This window comes from Spongiimicrobium salis (assembly GCF_043678055.1).
Lineage (GTDB): Bacteria > Bacteroidota > Bacteroidia > Flavobacteriales > Flavobacteriaceae > Spongiimicrobium > Spongiimicrobium salis.
Genome location: NZ_JBHEQA010000002.1, coordinates 569,777 through 587,287, shown reverse-complemented (window position 1 = coordinate 587,287; position 17,511 = coordinate 569,777). Strand labels below are relative to the sequence as shown.

Sequence of the window (17,511 nt, the reverse complement as noted above, 5' to 3'; positions counted from 1 at the left end):
TAATATATAACGCATGAATTACGAAATCAAAACATTCAAGGACGGGCAGGTAAGTGCTAAAATCTTGGAAGCTGGGGATATCCATATAACCCTAAGAGGCAATAGTTATACTGAATTGTTCAAAGCAGCTACGGTGAAGGAAGCTTGGGATGCAGCGCATCGATTGCAAAAAAATGCAAGCGCGACGCTTACCCTATTGTGTTTGATAGGGCAGCGATCCGACAGGCGTTTTGAAGAAAACACCTCCTTTGACTTAAAAGTGATTGCTAAATTCATCAATGCTATGGGTTTCGACCAAGTTGCTATATTACACCCGCATAGCCCTATCCCTTTGGCCTTGATTCACAATGCCGTCCAGATTTCCCATTTCCCCTATGTAGAAAAGGCATTTAAAGCCATTGGGAATCCTGTTCTGGTCAGTCCAGATGCCGGAGCGTACAAAACCACCCATGAAATCGCAGAACAGCTGAACGCTGATTTGATTCCATCGAATAAGGTCCGAGTAGCCGGCAAACCCATCATTAGCATTCAGGGGGATGTCCAAGGAAAAGAATGTTTGATCGTTGACGATTTGGCCGATGGGGGAAGAACCTTTAAGTACCTGGCCAGTGCCCTTAAAAAACAAGGAGCTTCCAAGGTGTTTTTATACATTACCCATGCTCAATTCCACTATGGGTTCGAAGAATTGAAAGAAAGCATCGATCATGTGTATTGCACCAATAGTTACAAAGATATTGAAGACGCTTTTGTAACACAATACAAGCTTATTTAAGATAATACCCTCTTAAAAAAAGGAAGTGTAGCTATCGTTACTAGTATCATTATAGCACGATTTAATGTATATTTCCTATTGGATTTTAAGCGATATCATGCCTAAGAAATCGTTGATTCACATATGCTGTTCAAAAGAAATAGCACAAAATTAAAGAAAGTATGACCGTCATTACTCCTCCAGAAAAGTTTGAAATACATAATCAATACAGTGTTTTTTTAGCTGGAAGTATTGAAAGTGATACGGCCGAACCATGGCAAAACCTGGTAATTGAAGCCCTGGTCGATATGGATGTAATGGTATTGAATCCAAGAAGAGCATCCTGGGACAGTAATTGGAAACAAGACATTAACAACCCAAAATTCAAAGAACAAGTATCCTGGGAATTGAAAGCGTTGGAGGAAGTACAGCGTATTGTCATGTATTTTGATCCTTCTACCAAATCTCCCATAAGTCTTTTGGAGCTCGGTCTATTTGCCCAGAGTGGAAAAATGCTGGTCTGCTGTCCGGAGGGCTTTTGGAGAAAAGGGAATGTAGATATTGTTTGTGAACGTTATCATATAAGGCAGGTGCAATCCTTGCAGGATTTAATTCATTGTATAAAACAAGAACCCCTATGAAAACAGCTCGTTATGCCGCATTGTTCGGTGGATCCGGAAATGATCAAGAAACCAAAGAATACCTAGAGACCGTTCAGATAGGGACACTATTGGCCAAAGCAGGATATCAGGTAAAGAATGGAGGCTATGGAGGAATGATGGAGGCTGTTTCCAAAGGTGTTGCCATGGCCAAGGGAACCAGTATTGGAGTAACCTGTAAACAGGTGGGACCAGAACAGGGCAATGCCTTCTTATCAAAGACTATGGTCACCAACACCTTATTTGAACGTCTAAAGATACTTATGGAAGGGACTAATATCTTCATCGTGCAACGCGGGGGCATAGGTACCTTATCCGAAATCTTTCTAGCGTTGGATATTATTCGAAAAGAACCTCTAGACGAACAACCTAAGCTTTATTTTATCGGAGCTATATGGAGGCCAGTGATTGCAGCATTGAAGGCTACTTTGATTCCCGAATATGAACATTATCTATTTACCGTAGTAGATGACTTTTCTGCTTTTGAAACAGTATTCCATAAATATCACGGATAAGATCAAGAATCCAGCAATCGGGTAACATTGGTCTTATACATATTTCCAATGGGGATTACATGTTCCTTAATCGTAATTCTATTCCCTTCAATATTTTTGATATGTGCCACGGCCACAGCAAAGGATTTATGCACCTGCAAAAAGCCATTTTTGGGGAATAATTTTAGCAAGTCTGGAATTTTTTCACGAACTATTATTTGCTCATTTTCTGTAAATACCTTGGCATAATTGCCCGCTGATTCAATATACAGGATGTCCTGAAGGACCACCTGGGTGTATTTTTTATTCGAGCGTAAAAAAATAGTCTGCGGACGTGCGCCTTGTTGTTCTACTACAACGGTATTCTTGGAAGATTCTACACTGCTCATAGCTTTGTTTACCGCTTTTAAAAGTCGCTCAAATCCAAAAGGTTTCAATAGATAATCCACAATATTGAGTTCATATCCTTCCAAAGCAAATTCCTTATAAGCTGTTGTCACAATAACTTTTGGAGGAGCTGACAAAGTCTTTAAAAAATCGAATCCTTTGAGCATGGGCATATTCAAATCCAGAAAAATAAGGTCTACCGTATTACTGTTTAAGTATTCAATAGCCTCCAAAGCATCATAACAGCTTTTCTTCAAAACCATATTGGGAAGTAAGTCGCAATAACGTTTGATAATGCCATGGGCCATATGCTCATCATCTATAATCAAATAGGTAATCATAATGTTTTTAATATTAGGGTAGCCTTGTATTCTTCATCTGTGACTTCAAAAGTAAGTTGATGTTGTTTTGGATAGATCAAGGCCAATCTTCGTTTTAAATTTTTTAGTCCTATACCCGGAATTTTGGGAACTTGGGTTTTGTTGTAATTGTTTTTCACCACAAAATGAATCGCTGTTTCCGTGCATTTCAAAGACATATGTACAAAAGCGCCTTCCCTTAAATTTTCCACACCATGTTTAAAGGCATTTTCCAATAAAAGGATAAACAATAAAGGCTTCACTCTATGGGTTTCCCTTTCAATATCGGTTTCAAATACGATGGAGATGTCCTTGTGATAGCGCATTCTGTGCAAGGCAATGTAATTTTTTAAATAGTCTACCTCTTCTGCGATAGAAATACTGTCCTGTTGTCCTGTATAGATACTATAACGCATCATATCCGAAAGTTTCAGTATCAATTCTTGGGCTTTGGCAGCATCTTCCTCAACAAAACCGTATAGGTTGTTCAGCATATTAAAGAAGAAATGTGGATTGACCTGATGCTGTAAATGGGCCAATTCCATTTTCTTTTGCTCACTTCTCAGGTTATAAATATGCTTCATTAATCGAAACACCCAGTTGATCATAAAGAAGAGGAGCGACAAAAAGAAAAAGGAAAGCAGAAAATCAATATAATACTTATCCGTCCGTACCCGTACCAACTCGTTTTCACCCGTTTCTAGATAAAACACATAGGAGAACAAGCACAGAAGGGTAAAGAGCACAAACATGCCGTACCGTTTAAAGATGGTATTGGATTTGCCCCAATCATCTAAAAAAGGCATCATCTTATTCTTTTTTTCAAAATCGTAATGAATCAAGAATATCACAACGGCATTAAAGGCAAACAATAGGGTAATAATGTGATCATAAAGTAAAGATTCCACAAAACCAATACTATTTAAAAGGAGCATCAACAAGGCCAAAAGCCACACTTCCTTGCGTATCCATCGGTCCCTGGAATAGTGTTCTACCCTGCGCTCCAAAAACCAGAAAACCGGGAGGTAAATAAGTGCGATGATGGCCGATATAAAAAAAGCACCTCCGGCATAGACCATATCTGCCGATATGGTAAGAATTCCACTTAGGAAAAAGAAAGCGGCGAGAACCACAGTTGTGAATACTCTTTTATTTCTGCTTATAAATGACATCATGATCAATATTAGCAATATAAAATGTGCCGACCAAAAAAGTTGATGTGAAGCTACTACAGCGGGATAAATTGTGCTGAAATTGGGATGAACACTGTTGTTATGCGGTAATCGCTTTTCTTTCCCTAACGCCCTGATGTTCATCACAATTCTTTTTAAAGCGATGCCTCATCCCATAGGTTTGGGGCATAAAATAATCACATCATGAATATTTATTATAGTCACAAGGATTGGCAAAAAGGCCCTAAATCAAAAATGTATCGCAAATCATACGTCTTGGCATTTATTATGTTCTTATGTTTTCTCTGCAGCTTTCCAATAATCGTTAAGGCGCAAGAAAGCCCGGTAAACCCCAATTATCTATCCGGGGATTGGGAAGGTAATATTATCTTAAGTGAAGACAAGGTCGTTGGTATTCTTTGGCATTTCGAAGCTTCGGATGCTCAACCATTAAAAGGATTTATGGGACCTGCTTCCAAGGGTGTGGCTACCTTAGAAATGCAAGAATTGCAGTATACAGAAAGCTCGTTAGCATTTTCCATTCAGTCTGAAGGACATTATACAGGTACCATAACCGATAATGAAATTAAAGGTACTTGGAGCACGCCGCAGGGAAAATCCTTTGTTTTGAACATGTATCGGGAGCTGACCGAGGAACAACTCTTAAAAAGAACGGCAAACAAGGCCCTTGAACATGATATTCATCAATACATTGAGTTGGGCAATACGGAAAAGGTGGCGGCTTTCCTTCAAAAAGGAAACGATATCAATGCGCTATACCATAAAGGATTTCGTCTATTACACTATGCCATTAAGCATGATAGGAATGCTAAGATGGTCAAGTACTTATTAGAGCAGGGGGCTGACCCCAATTTGGATGTGGAGGGAATTAGTCCCCTGATGTTTGCCGTAGGTTATCAAAAACACCATAGCATACAGGCGTTGATCAACTATGATATTGACGTAAATCGTATAAGTCCGGATAAAGAAACCGCTTTGAGTTTTGCGATAAGGGGAAGGGACCCAAAAGCAGTTAAGTTGTTATTGGATGCTGGGGCAGATCCAAAATTGGAAATTTCCAAGGGGCATACGGCAATGGCCTTGGCGAAGAAAGAGAATCATAGGGAAATTTCAGCTTTATTGCAGATTCCTTATGAAGAAGTCAGTGATGGTCCCTATATCACGAGAAACAAGACCCATTATACCGCGATGTGGGTCCATAAGGGCAAAGCACACCAAAAAACATTTGGATTGAACATTCAAGACCCTATAGTGTACAAGGGAATGCAAGCCCGTCCCAGAAATACGGCATCCGCTGTATCAAAAACTTTAGAATATCAAGGTAGCTTCAGGATAGCTGCCGTAAGTGATATCCATGGGCAGTACGATACTTTTATAGCGCTATTACAGAACCATGGTATTCTGGATCCTAATGACAAATGGAATTTTGGTAATGGTCATTTTGTTGTTGCCGGAGATATTTTTGATAGAGGACCCCAAGTTATGGAAGTGCTATGGTTTTTATATGATCTGGAAGCTCAAGCAGAGGAGAAGGGGGGCAAAGTCCATATTTTGTTAGGAAACCATGATGTCATGGTACTGAATGGGAACCTCCGTTCCATACATCCAAAATATAAAGAAGTCTCCCAGATATTGGGACAACCCCTAAATACGCTTTTCTCCAAAGAAAGTATTTTGGGAAGTTGGTTGCGCACAAAACCTGTGGCGATCAAAGTAAATGATCTGCTTTTTACCCATGGTGGATTTCATCCCGATCTGGTCTCCAAAGGAGTCAGTTTAGCAATGCTCAACAATGAATTTCAAAAGCAATTGGTGGCCTCAGAAATGGAGAAAGATCGCAATGACTTGGGAAACTACCTCCATCAGGGAAATGGCCCCATCTATTATAGGGGGTATTTCCAAGGAGATCGTGCCCGTATGGAAGAGATCGATCAATTGTTGGCACATTTCCGATCATCTACCATTATTGTTGGGCATACCACCCATCGCAATATCGAAACCCACTATCAAGGAAAGGTAATTGTCATAGACGCCAATTTAAAAAGTGGCAAAGCTGGTGAACTGCTCTTTTGGGATACCGGGAAATTTACCCGGGGAACCCTTGAGGGAAGCCTATTGCCTTTAGCCATTGAACACAACTAATAAAATATATACTATGCTACTCAACATCAACAACCTATCAAAGACCTATGCCAATGGCGTTCATGCCCTAGATGCTATTTCCTTGGAAATTCCCAAGGGGATGTTCGGCTTACTGGGGCCCAATGGTGCGGGAAAATCAACCTTAATGCGTACCATTGCCACCTTACAGGAAGCCGATCAAGGCACAATTACTTTTGGTGACATCAATGTACTTCAAGAAAAGGACAACATACGGAAACTGTTGGGATATTTGCCCCAAGAATTTGGACTCTATCCAAAAACATCTGCGGAAATGCTCTTGGATCATTTGGCCGTTTTAAAGGGAATTACCGATAAAAAGGAACGGAAAGCCATTGTAAAAGCCTTATTGCACAAGACCAATCTTTACAATCATCGGAAAAAGAAACTCGGCGGGTATTCCGGGGGAATGAAACAACGTTTTGGTATTGCACAGGCCTTATTGGCCAATCCTAAACTCATTATTGTGGACGAACCTACTGCAGGACTTGATCCTGCGGAACGGAATAGGTTTTATAATCTGTTGAGCGAATTAGGGGAGGATGCAGTCGTTATTTTATCCACTCATATCGTAGATGATGTAAAAGAATTATGTACCAAAATGGCCATTATCAACCAAGGGAATGTATTGTTCCAGGGAAGTCCCAATAGGGGGATCGAACAATTGGCTGGAAAAGTCTATCGTAAAACTATTGCAAAGGAGGAGATACCCGAGTACAAAGAGCGCTACACAGTCATTGCAGAAAAGTTTCTGCTGGGAAAACCCATGATCCATATTCTGAGTGAACAGGACCCAGCTAACGGATTCAAATCCATTCCCACTGACCTGGAATCCGTTTATTTCTCACACATTTTTGGAGGGCTTCAATAACGCTCATCATATAACAACTTCTATTCTACCTACATCAATTCTTATTCATTATGTTATTCGAAATATTCAAGTTTGAAATCAAATATCGCTTAAAACGCCCAGATACCTATGGCTATTTTGCTATCCTCTTTCTCTATGCCATTGTAGCTGTGGATATTGCCTTTGAAGGTAAGCTCAATGGATTAAAAGCAAATGCGCCAACAGTCATTGCCAAGGCCATGGCCATTTCCTCCGCACTCTTCATGATGGTCGTATCCATGATCATGGGCGTTGCGGCATTACGGGATTTTGATCATCATATGGAATCCCTTATGTTCGTTAACCCCATAACAAAAAAGGAGTATCTCTTTGGTAGATTTTTGGGGTCTTTTGTCATTCTCCTTCTTGTCTTTAGTGGCCTGCTCTTAGGGATGATGCTGGCCCCGTTTATGCCTTGGGCCGATGCCGATTCTTTTTTACCGTTTAATTTCTGGCATTACCTGCAACCTTTCTTGTTTCTCGTAATCCCTACCTTATTTTTTGGGGGCGCTCTATTTTTTGTCAGTGGTGCTTTAAGTCGCAAATTAATGGTAGTATATGTTCAAGGATTTGCCGTACTAATGATTTATTTATTGTCGTCTCAATTGATCAGAACGGCCGAAAACCAATATTTAGGATCTTTATTCGATCCTTTCGGGCGGCAAACCATCAATGTATTGTCCCGATATTGGACCATAGCGGAACAGAATATAAATTTGATTCCATTAGAAGGTATTCTAGGGTACAATAGACTTCTTTGGGGAGTTATGGGAATCCTGATCTTAGTTGTAGGCTATTCTCGCTTTAAATTTCAAGTGAATCCTGGTAAAAAACATAAAAAGAAGAACGTCCCAAAGATTTCGGACAAAGAGGTATCCCATTCGCTTTCTTATCCTAAATTCAGTGGCCAAAGCCATCCCCTTACAATCTTTCTTCGTCATTCCCTATTCTATTTTAAGGCTATCGTTAAAGAAGTCCCTTTTTGGGCCATTGTGGGCTGCGCTATAGGGATTTTATTCATGGGGTCCATCAATTTAGGAACTTCTTTTGGGGTGAATAGTTATCCAGTAACCTATATCGTCATCGAGGAATTATTGGAAAATACGCTGGTATTCTTTCTATTGATCATTTTATTCTATTCTGGAGAACTCATTTGGAAGGAAAGGGATGCCCGCCTAAACGCTATCTATGATGCCTTACCGATATCAGATTCGCTCCGTTTGAGTAGTAAATTTACAGGTTTGGTCCTTTCCTATATCCTTTTATTGGTCTTAATGATCGGAGGAGGTATTTTGTTTCAATCCCTACATGGCTATGATCAGTTTGAACTAGGGGTCTACTTGATGACCTTCTTTGTAGGCGTTTTTCCTTTCCTGGTTCTTTTTACGGTAATCACTTTTTTCTTCCAAGTATTGGTCAACCATAAGTTTATGGCACATTTCGCCAGTATTTTTATCGTCTTCATCAGTGTATTGGGCTTGCGGATTTTCGGATTCGATCATGGCTTATATACTTTTGGAGGAGGAGATTTGGGGACATATTCTGATATGAACGCTTATGGTCATTTTTTAACGCCTTATCTCTGGATTAAGGCTTACTGGGGCTTTTTTGCCATACTCCTGTTTCTTCTAAGCATTCTACTTTCTGTTCGTAGTCCGGAAGCCGCCTTAAAAATTAGGCTAAAACTAAGTCCTCTTCGTTTAACAAAACCAATAAAGAACACAGGCTTGGTAGCCTTATTACTATTTCTTGGAACAGGAAGCTATATTTTCTATAATACCAATGTTTTAAATGATTACAGGCTGGTCCAAACCAATAATAGGTATCGTGCGGGTTATGAAAGGACCTTGAAACATCTGGAACATATCCCGCAACCTAAAATCATTGATGTCAACCTGAACATAGACTTGTATCCTTCACAACGAAATTATGATGCGGAAGGTTATTTTATGCTTACCAATCCGCATAAGGAAGCCATTTCAAAAGTCTATATCCAGAAACACCCAAACCCGGATAGCCATATCGATGTTATTCATTTTGAAGGGGGAGCAATAGTGGATTCCACCCACAATAGCTATCATTTTAATGGGTATACTCTTTCGCGACCATTGCAAACTGGAGATACCATAAAGATGACCTTCAAACAACGGTACAGGACCAAAGGTTTTAAAGAAAGAACCAATACTTCAATAGTTTATAATGGAAGTTTTTTCGACAATTTTAGCTTACCCACCATAGGGTATAAGGAAGCCATTGAATTGGAAGATCTTGCGCTTCGGAAGGAATATGGACTGGGACCAAAACCTCGAAGTTTCTCCATAGATAATACGAAGGCTTTAAAAGAAGCGCTATCCAAGGGTAATGGAGAAGAAATCCATTTTGAAGTTATCTTGAGTACGGAGGAAGATCAAACGGCAATTGCACCGGGTTATCTCAAAAAGCAGTGGATGGAAGGAGATCGACATTACTTTCATTATAAAATGGACAAGCCCATGTCTAATTTTTACTCCATAGTATCCGCCCGTTATGAAAAAAGGGCAGATCAAATGATGCTTTCCAACGAAAACAAAAATACCCCCATTGACCTTGAAATCTACTATCATAAAGGTCATGAATACAACCTAGATCGGATGATGAAAGGCATGAAAAAATCCTTAGCCTATTTTAATACTCATTTCAGTCCATATCAATACCAGCAAATGCGGATTATGGAATTCCCTCGATATCGATCTTTCGCCCAATCCTTTCCCAATACGGTCCCTTTTTCTGAAGCTATTGGCTTTATTACTGATATAGATCCACAACAAGATGTTGATCTGGTATTTTATGTAACCGCTCATGAAGTGTCACATCAGTGGTGGGGACACCAAGTGAATCCTGCCAATGTACAAGGAGGCGCTATGATTACGGAAGCTTTAGCCCAGTATGCCGCCTTAATGATATTTCGGCAAGAATATCCAGAGGAAAAAACGCTTGCGCTCCTAGAAAATCATATGAACCGCTACCTTTCCGGAAGAACACAGGAATCTGAAGAAGAGTTGCCGCTAGCCTTAGTAGAATCCGGACAAGAATATATTCACTATGGGAAGGGCATGGTCAACCTTAATGCTTTTCAAGATTATGTGTCTGAAGATAGTGTAAATGTAGCATTACAACGCTTCGTTAAAGATTGGGATAGCTACACTGGTCTTAAGAAAACAAAAACGGAAAATTACAGCACCACCCAAGATCTATTGCCTTATTTTAGGGAAGTAACTCCGGACAGTCTGCAATATATCATCAAGGACCTCTTTGAATCGGTTATCTTATATGAAAACAAGACTATTGATGCCACTTATGAAAAACTGGACGATCAACGCTATGGGGTCAGTTTGGATATTAAAGCCCTTAAGTTAAAGCTCAACGAAAAAGGGATGGAGGAAACTATTCCTATCGGGGATTGGATCGATATTGGGGTATATGCTGCAGATTCCGAAGAATTGATCTATCTAAAAAAACATCATATTATGGCCCAGGAAACCACTATAGATATCATCGTATCTCAAAAACCCGGGAGGGCAGGTATTGATCCAAAGCATAAACTGATCGATCGCCATATAGAAGATAATGTCATTCAACTCACCCCAAAAGAATAAAATACAATAGGAATCCTATGGGAAAATCACTTTGATTTTATGACATAAGCCCAGTTAATGTTATTTTAGCGTACAAAACACCTTTAGAATGAAACCAACAAAAGCATTATTTGGAATTAGTGCCCTATTATTGTTATCCATTTCTTTATTTTCCTGCAAGGAGAAAAAGGAAGAAAAACAGAAAGTAACCAAAGAAAAAGAGGCGGTTACTGAAAATGTAACAGGACTTCCTTTGGATCGCTTACAGCTTCCTGAAGGCTTTAAAATAGAACTCTTTGCAGAAGGGATTCCGGATGCCAGATCAATGACCATGGGGGACAAGGGCACGCTATTTGTTGGCACCCGTAGTAAAAAGAAATTATATGCAGTCCAGGATACCAATGGGGATCATAAGGCGGATAATATCATGATTTTAGATAGTGCCTACACCATGCCCAATGGCGTAGCTTTTAGGGATGGTAATCTGTATGTTGCTGATGTTAGCAGGCTGTTACGTTATAAGGATATTGAAAAGGATTTGACCAAATTGCCAGAACCAGAAGTCATTTATGATGATTATCCCACGGATTTGCACCATGGTTGGAAATACATTGCATTTGGCCCTGATGGAAAATTGTATGTTCCCGTAGGTGCGCCCTGTAATATCTGTGACAATGAAGATACCAATGAAATGTACGCTTCCATAACAAGAATGAATCCAGATGGAAGTGACAGGGAGGTTTATGCCAAAGGAGTTCGGAATACTGTTGGTTTTACATGGCACCCAGAAACTAAAGAATTGTGGTTTACGGATAATGGACGAGATCGTTTAGGCGATGATGTACCTCCCTGTGAATTGAATAAAGCAACGCAGTTGGGACAGCATTTTGGATATCCCTATTGTCATGGGGGAACCATAAAAGATCCTGAATTCGGGGACAAATATCCCTGTGCCGATTTTGTCGTTCCTGAACAAAATTTAGGGGCACATGTAGCGCCATTGGCCGTGAAATTCTATACTGGGGATATGTTTCCTGAAAAATACAAAGGAAAGGCCTTTATTGCCGAGCATGGCTCTTGGAACCGTTCTTCCAAAGTGGGGTACAAGATTTCCCTGGTGACCTTGGAAAACAATAAAGCAGTGCGTTATGAGCCCTTTATTGAAGGCTGGTTGGACGAGCCCTCACAAGAGGCTTTTGGAAGACCCGTAGATATTTTAATGCTGGATGATGGTTCTTTTCTAATCTCTGATGATTTTGCCGGAGCGATCTACAGGGTATCTTATGCGGATACCGCAGTAGCCAGTGCAGAATAATAGCAAAGAATTATAAATTAATGCAGAGACAGGATATGCCCAAAAATCGCTTAGGTGGTCTATGGCATACCCTGTTTTTTTTATTTCTAGGCATTCCCATTCTTAGCGCCCAAAAGATACCTGCATTTAATTTGATCAACACACAGTCTGGCCTTTCCAGTAATATTGTATACGATGTTCTTAAAGACCAACAGGGGTATATTTGGATCGCAACGGACAATGGACTCAACCGTTTTGATGGGTATACTTTTGAAGTGTTCTATCATCATGCAGAAGATAGCACTTCGATCTCCAGTAATATTATCCGTTCATTGGAGCAAGATCAGGAGGGCAATCTATGGATAGGTACTTTTAACGGCATCAATCTATATCGCCCCGAGACCAAAACCTTTACACGTTATTCCGGTCATTCGAAATTACCCACTGACCGGCTGGATATGCAATTCATGCGATGGGGCGGAGATGGAAAACTCTGGTTCCTTTATAAAGGTACCATTGGCAAGTTCAACGTCCAATCCAGGCGTTATGAATTTACGGGCCCTTCACTGTACTTGTACGATATGGAAATTGGTCCTGAAAATACGGCATGGATCATGACCAAAGATGGAAAGCTTTTGGAGCATCAACCGCAGACGCAACAGTGGAGTACCGTAAGCAAAAGCCCCCGACCAGGTGATTATGCAGTGGCCTATGGACCATACTCCAAGAAGTTATGGGTAGATGCCAGTTTTCCTGTCCCCCAAGGAAACACACAAATGAAAGCGCTACCACAACTACCGGACAATACACTGCCTAAAACCGTTCTAGAAACTGAAAATGGGGAATTATGGCTGGGAAACGAGCAAGGATTATACATTTATGAACCAGAACAAAATCGCCTGACCCCAGTAAATTTTGGCCAAGAAGCCTCTACCTTATCGCAATCCATTAAGAGCATCTATCAAGAGGATACCGGAGCCGTTTGGGTAGGCACATTGAGTGGGGTTTTTCACTTTGATCCCTATCAAAAGGAGTTTAATAACCTCAAGATCTCTCCCAACGCAGGGGACGTTATTATGGGTATGGGCACCTACAACGATCAAGTTTTGTTAAATAGATTGGGCGAAGGACTGTATGGATATTCCAAAACAAGTGGTACATTCCATAAGTTGGATTGGGAAATTGGCGCATCTGAAGGAGTCCATTTTATCTGGGATATCGAAGAAGTACCGGACTCCCAATATCCGGTCTGGATTGCATCCGATGCTGGTTTGGTGCTCTATGATCCATTGACAAAGCGCTCCAAACAAATTTCTTTCCCTTCCACAGGTCCAAATACCATTAAAGTGTCCTTCTCAATACTTTCCGCAGGAGATGACCATATCTGGGTGGCTACGGCTCGTGATATTCATTTATTGGATAAAAAGGAGGGGCAAATTTTAAAATCGGTTTCCTTTGCCGCGGAAGTAGTCAATGCCATCATTCAAGACATTGCCTTGATAGGGGACTACCTTTTTGTGGCTACAGAAGGTCAAGGTATTTTTGTATACCATACCCTTACGGAAAAAATGGGCTTATTATCCGAATATACCCCTGAAGCTATCAAAATTCAGAATACCCCTATCTGGGAATTGTTTGTCCAAGAAAACACATTGTGGCTGGGAAGCAGCAATGGACTATTCCATTTGGATACCTCTCAGTGGGAATTCCAAAAAATAACATTATCGCCAAAGGTGAGCAATCAGATTATTTTTAGTATTGCTGCGGATGATCAAGATCGTTTGTGGATAGGAACGGGAGCCGGGTTGGCCATGTACGATCACAAAACCAAGGAAATCAATCAGTATACCGCCAATGACGGCATTGAAAATATTGAGTTCAATCGTAAATCGGTGCTTCAAGTAGGTCATGACCTATGGTTTGGTGGCGTGCAGGGCATTACCGTTTTTGACCCCTCCCGTATTCAACAAAATCCTAAAGTACCCCCTGTTTACCTAACTTCCGTACGAGTCATTATGCCAGATTCCGTATTTAGTCCGCCTATAAATAAAAAACAGCAGATCAAGCTTCCATGGTATCAGAACATTTTGGAATTTTCCTATGTGACGCTCAATTATACCAATCCTGCCCAAAACCAATATAAATATCAATTAAAGAATTACGACCCAGATTGGCGGGAAGACACAGGAAATCGTCAGGCCCGTTATGTTCAGGTCCCTCCAGGTTCCTATGATTTTTATCTGCAAGCTGCTAACAATGATGGTTTGTGGAATCCGGAAATGGTTCATCTTAGCATTGAAATAACGCCTCCTTTTTGGGAGACTTATTGGTTTAGGGGACTTGTATTCCTTCTAATCGTCTTATTCCTGTGGTTAGCGTATCGTTATCGTGTGAAAAAATTATTGGAAGTAGAACGCATTAAATTGCGTATAGCTGGTGACTTGCACGATGAGATAGGGAGTGGCCTTAGCAGTATTGCTTTGACAGGGGATATGGTGCAACGCCAATTGAACAAGGGAAATGCCAAACCTGAACTGGTGAGCAGAATTACAAAAAATGCCAGAACCCTCGCTTCATTATTGGATGCTATTGTTTGGTTGATCGATCCCCATAAACAAAGTTTAGAGGATTTGGTATCCAAAAGTAAGGCGGTTGCCCAAGAGTTATTGCCCGGGGTCACACTGCATTTTAAAGAAGATTTGGGAGCGCAATATCCAAAACGTGATTTTAGCCCGGAACAGAAGCGAAATTTATTTCTATTTATCAAAGAAAGTATCCACAATGCCGCCAAACATGCTCAGGCCACAGAAGTGAGCATTGATTTTATCGGAGATCATAAACAGTTCGTTTATCAAATCAAAGATAATGGAAAAGGCTTCGATCCAGCTGTAAAAAAACAGGGCCACGGAGTTTCCAGCATGAAAAAGCGAGCAGAAGATTTAAAAGCGGTGCTTCGCATGGACAGTGGCATAGACCAAGGGACCCTTATTCGCCTTTCTGTAAAATTACCGTAATTGCGGTATGGTATATTTTAATTTATTATAGTTTATTTCTGTATGCTTAAAACCGACAAATACAACATTTGGATCATTGAGGACGATACCTTCTTCAGGACTTCTTTGGAAGACCTTGTAGGCGATGAAGACGATTTTGAATTATCCTGTTCCTTTGGTGCAGTAGAAGAGGGGATAGCCGCTTTTAAAGGAAAAAAGAAACCTGATGTTATTTTACATGACATTGGACTTCCCGGTATGTCGGGTATTGAAAGTGTTCCGATCATGAAAGAACAATTTCCAGAAGTGGCCATTATTATGTTGACCATTTTTGATGATGATGAACGCGTTTTTGATGCAATCAAGGCGGGTGCCGATGGCTACCTCCTAAAACGAACCTCCGGAGAAGATCTCATTAAAGGCATATGGGAGGTACTGAAGGGCGGGGCCCCCATTTCTCCCAGTATTGCCAAAAAAATGATGCGCATGTTGGTCCCGCCCACGGAACGATCAAAAAAAGAAGAGATACTTACCAAAAGGGAAACCACCATTTTAAAACATTTGGTAGCGGGAATGACCATTGATCAAATAGGGGAGACCTTATTTATCAGCAGACATACCGTGGATACGCATACCAAGAACATCTACAAAAAACTTCAGGTACACAACCGCAGTAGCCTAACAGCAAAGGCCATTAAAAAACGCTTGATTTAAGTTGGCATTCTCTCGCTGCTTGCTCTTGGTTGTTTTCTATCCCTTTTCAAAAAAATAAGGATAACATTTCCTTTTCCAAGGCGTTGAATGGATAATATCCTTATCCAAAACGGCTCAATAGTACTTCGGCCGAACCTATTTTTTAACAGATTTTACCCTGATTTTCATTGAAAAATACCTTAAACACGGTATAGCATATATGCCGTACTTTGTATCACCTTTGTAGAAATTAAGAACCAATATTGACTTTTAAATTTCTTCAAAGTATGTACAAAACAAAATACTTTTTAACCGTTATTACCTTATGCATCGTAGGCTTTATGGCTTGCGAAAGTGATGATTCTTCGGATCCCACACCACCTACAAATCCCCCAACAAACCCACCTACGGGAACCACCAATACCGCACCGACCATTGAAGCTCAAAGTTTTGAAGCTTCCGAGAGCATTGCTAGTGGAATGCTTATTGGAACTGTAATGGCGAACGATGCTGATGGCGATGACCTTAGCTTTAGCATTACTGCCAATGATAATGATCTTTTTACCATTACCGCTGGTGATGCGAATACCACAGGTGGGCAACTTTCCGTAGCGGCCGGTCAAAATTTAGATTTTGAGACAGCAAGCTCGCATACCATCACCGTCAGTGTTTCTGATGGGGAATCAAATACTGCTGCGGATATTACCATTACTGTTTTGGACGAAGCAGAAAATACCGCACCGACTATAGCGCCCCAACGTTTTGAAGTGGCTGAGGATATTGATGATACGGTCACCATTGGAACCGTGGTGGCCACGGATGCAGAGGGAGATAATATTTCTTTTAGCATAACCACTAATGATAATGGATTGTTTGAACTGAGTAGCGGAGGTATCTTGAGTTTGGCGAATGGCCAATCGTTGGATTTTGAAACGGCCACTACCCACGATATCACTGTGGAGGCAACAGATGGAGGAATGAGCTCTTCTGCCGTGATCAGTATTGATGTGACCGATGTTGATGAAAATATGGTCCTATATACGGTGAGTACCCTTGCAGGAAGTACACAAGGATTTCAGGACGGACAAGGAACCAATGCGTTGTTCAATGAACCTCATGGAGTGGCTGTAGATCAAGCAGGAAATGTATATGTAGCTGATTCGGGCAACCATCGCATCCGTATGATCGACCCACAAGGAAATGTGACCACTATAGCCGGTTCTGGAGCCGCTGTCATCTCCGATGGACAAGGATTTAATGCTGCTTTTGACTTCCCCTTAGGTTTGGCGGTAGCACCAAGTGGAGTCATCTTTGTATCGGATAATAATGCTATTAGAACCATAGATGCCAACGCAAATGTGGTGACCATTGCAGGAAATGGGGTTTCAAATTTTGAGGATGGACCAGGGCCAATAGCGCGTTTCCGTCTAAGTGCAGGCATTACGGTAGATAATAATGGTAACGCTTTTGTTGCCGATACCCGAAGTCATAGAATCCGTATGATTGATCAGAGTGGTAACGTATCTACGATTGCAGGAAATGGCCAGGGATTCCAAAATGGCAATGGCATCAATGCCCTATTCAGAAATCCAGTAGATGTCGCTGCGGATGCCATGGGGAATATTTATGTAGCGGATGAAAGTAACCATCAGATTCGAAGAATAGATCCCAATGGAAATGTGACCACTTTTGCAGGAAGCGGATCTGGTTTCGCCGAAGGCAATGGAATAGAAGCCCGATTTAATAGACCTAGCGGGGTTACCGTAGATGCCCAAGGGAATGTCTATGTCACGGATACCGATAATATCCGTATCCGAAGAATAAGCCCTAACGGCGATGTAATCACCATTGCCGGAGGTAATTCGATCGGTACCATGGATGGTCCCGGAGATGTAGCTTCCTTTGATTTAACGGAGCGCATTGCCGTAGACGCCAATGGAGTCATCTATGTAGCCGATACCCGTAACCATAGGATTCGAAGATTAGTCCCTGTGGAATAGTAATTGGCATATTAAAATCTACTGA

General features: G+C 41.0%; 12 protein-coding genes. 10 read left to right on the top strand and 2 right to left on the bottom strand.

Annotation, left to right across the window (positions count from 1 at the left end; all coding sequences use genetic code 11):
* The first annotated feature begins 13 nt into the window (after positions 1–13).
* The 3 genes from ACEXOE_RS11895 (at position 14) to ACEXOE_RS11885 (ending at position 1,925) form a co-directional block, all read left to right on the top strand.
* Positions 14–772: a phosphoribosyltransferase family protein gene (locus ACEXOE_RS11895; protein WP_394749023.1), complete on the top strand. Its 759-nt coding sequence runs from the start codon at positions 14–16 to the stop codon at positions 770–772.
* Positions 773–933: 161 nt separating this feature from the next.
* On the top strand, positions 934–1,392 hold the full coding sequence (locus ACEXOE_RS11890) for a nucleoside 2-deoxyribosyltransferase domain-containing protein (RefSeq protein ID WP_394749022.1): 459 nt from the start codon (positions 934–936) through the stop codon (positions 1,390–1,392).
* Positions 1,389–1,925 (top strand): LOG family protein, encoded by a 537-nt coding sequence (locus ACEXOE_RS11885; RefSeq protein ID WP_394749021.1) that lies wholly within the window; start codon positions 1,389–1,391, stop codon positions 1,923–1,925. The genes ACEXOE_RS11890 and ACEXOE_RS11885 overlap by 4 nt, the downstream gene beginning before the upstream one ends.
* A gap of 2 nt (positions 1,926–1,927) precedes the next feature.
* On the opposite strand, the gene ACEXOE_RS11880 is transcribed toward ACEXOE_RS11885, so the two are convergent.
* Together ACEXOE_RS11880 and ACEXOE_RS11875 are read right to left on the bottom strand one after the other, a co-directional pair.
* The gene (locus ACEXOE_RS11880; RefSeq protein WP_394749020.1) at positions 1,928–2,632 is read right to left on the bottom strand and encodes a LytR/AlgR family response regulator transcription factor; all 705 of its coding nucleotides are present in this window, start codon (positions 2,630–2,632) and stop codon (positions 1,928–1,930) included.
* Positions 2,629–3,966, bottom strand: a complete 1,338-nt coding sequence (locus ACEXOE_RS11875) for a sensor histidine kinase (protein ID WP_394749019.1) — start codon at positions 3,964–3,966, stop codon at positions 2,629–2,631. Before ACEXOE_RS11875 ends, ACEXOE_RS11880 begins: the two co-directional genes overlap by 4 nt.
* A gap of 60 nt (positions 3,967–4,026) precedes the next feature.
* On the opposite strand from ACEXOE_RS11875, the gene ACEXOE_RS11870 reads away from it, so the two are divergent.
* The 7 genes from ACEXOE_RS11870 to ACEXOE_RS11840 all read left to right on the top strand — a co-directional run bounded on the left by ACEXOE_RS11870 (position 4,027) and on the right by ACEXOE_RS11840 (position 17,486).
* A complete protein-coding gene (locus ACEXOE_RS11870; protein WP_394749018.1) occupies positions 4,027–5,985 on the top strand; it encodes an ankyrin repeat domain-containing protein in 1,959 nt (652 codons plus the stop codon).
* Positions 5,986–5,998: 13 nt separating this feature from the next.
* Positions 5,999–6,874, top strand: a complete 876-nt coding sequence (locus ACEXOE_RS11865; protein ID WP_394749017.1) for an ABC transporter ATP-binding protein — start codon at positions 5,999–6,001, stop codon at positions 6,872–6,874.
* Positions 6,875–6,924: 50 nt separating this feature from the next.
* The gene (locus ACEXOE_RS11860; protein WP_394749016.1) at positions 6,925–10,527 is read left to right on the top strand and encodes an ABC transporter permease/M1 family aminopeptidase; all 3,603 of its coding nucleotides are present in this window, start codon (positions 6,925–6,927) and stop codon (positions 10,525–10,527) included.
* Positions 10,528–10,615: 88 nt separating this feature from the next.
* Positions 10,616–11,821: a PQQ-dependent sugar dehydrogenase gene (locus ACEXOE_RS11855; RefSeq protein WP_394749015.1), complete on the top strand. Its 1,206-nt coding sequence runs from the start codon at positions 10,616–10,618 to the stop codon at positions 11,819–11,821.
* A 20-nt stretch (positions 11,822–11,841) separates the two neighbouring features.
* Positions 11,842–14,814, top strand: coding sequence for a ligand-binding sensor domain-containing protein (locus ACEXOE_RS11850; RefSeq protein ID WP_394749014.1), 2,973 nt, complete (start codon positions 11,842–11,844; stop codon positions 14,812–14,814).
* 42 nt (positions 14,815–14,856) lie between these two features.
* A complete protein-coding gene (locus ACEXOE_RS11845; RefSeq protein ID WP_394749013.1) occupies positions 14,857–15,507 on the top strand; it encodes a response regulator in 651 nt (216 codons plus the stop codon).
* Positions 15,508–15,773: 266 nt separating this feature from the next.
* Positions 15,774–17,486, top strand: coding sequence for an NHL domain-containing protein (locus ACEXOE_RS11840; RefSeq protein ID WP_394749012.1), 1,713 nt, complete (start codon positions 15,774–15,776; stop codon positions 17,484–17,486).
* Positions 17,487–17,511: the final 25 nt, after the last annotated feature.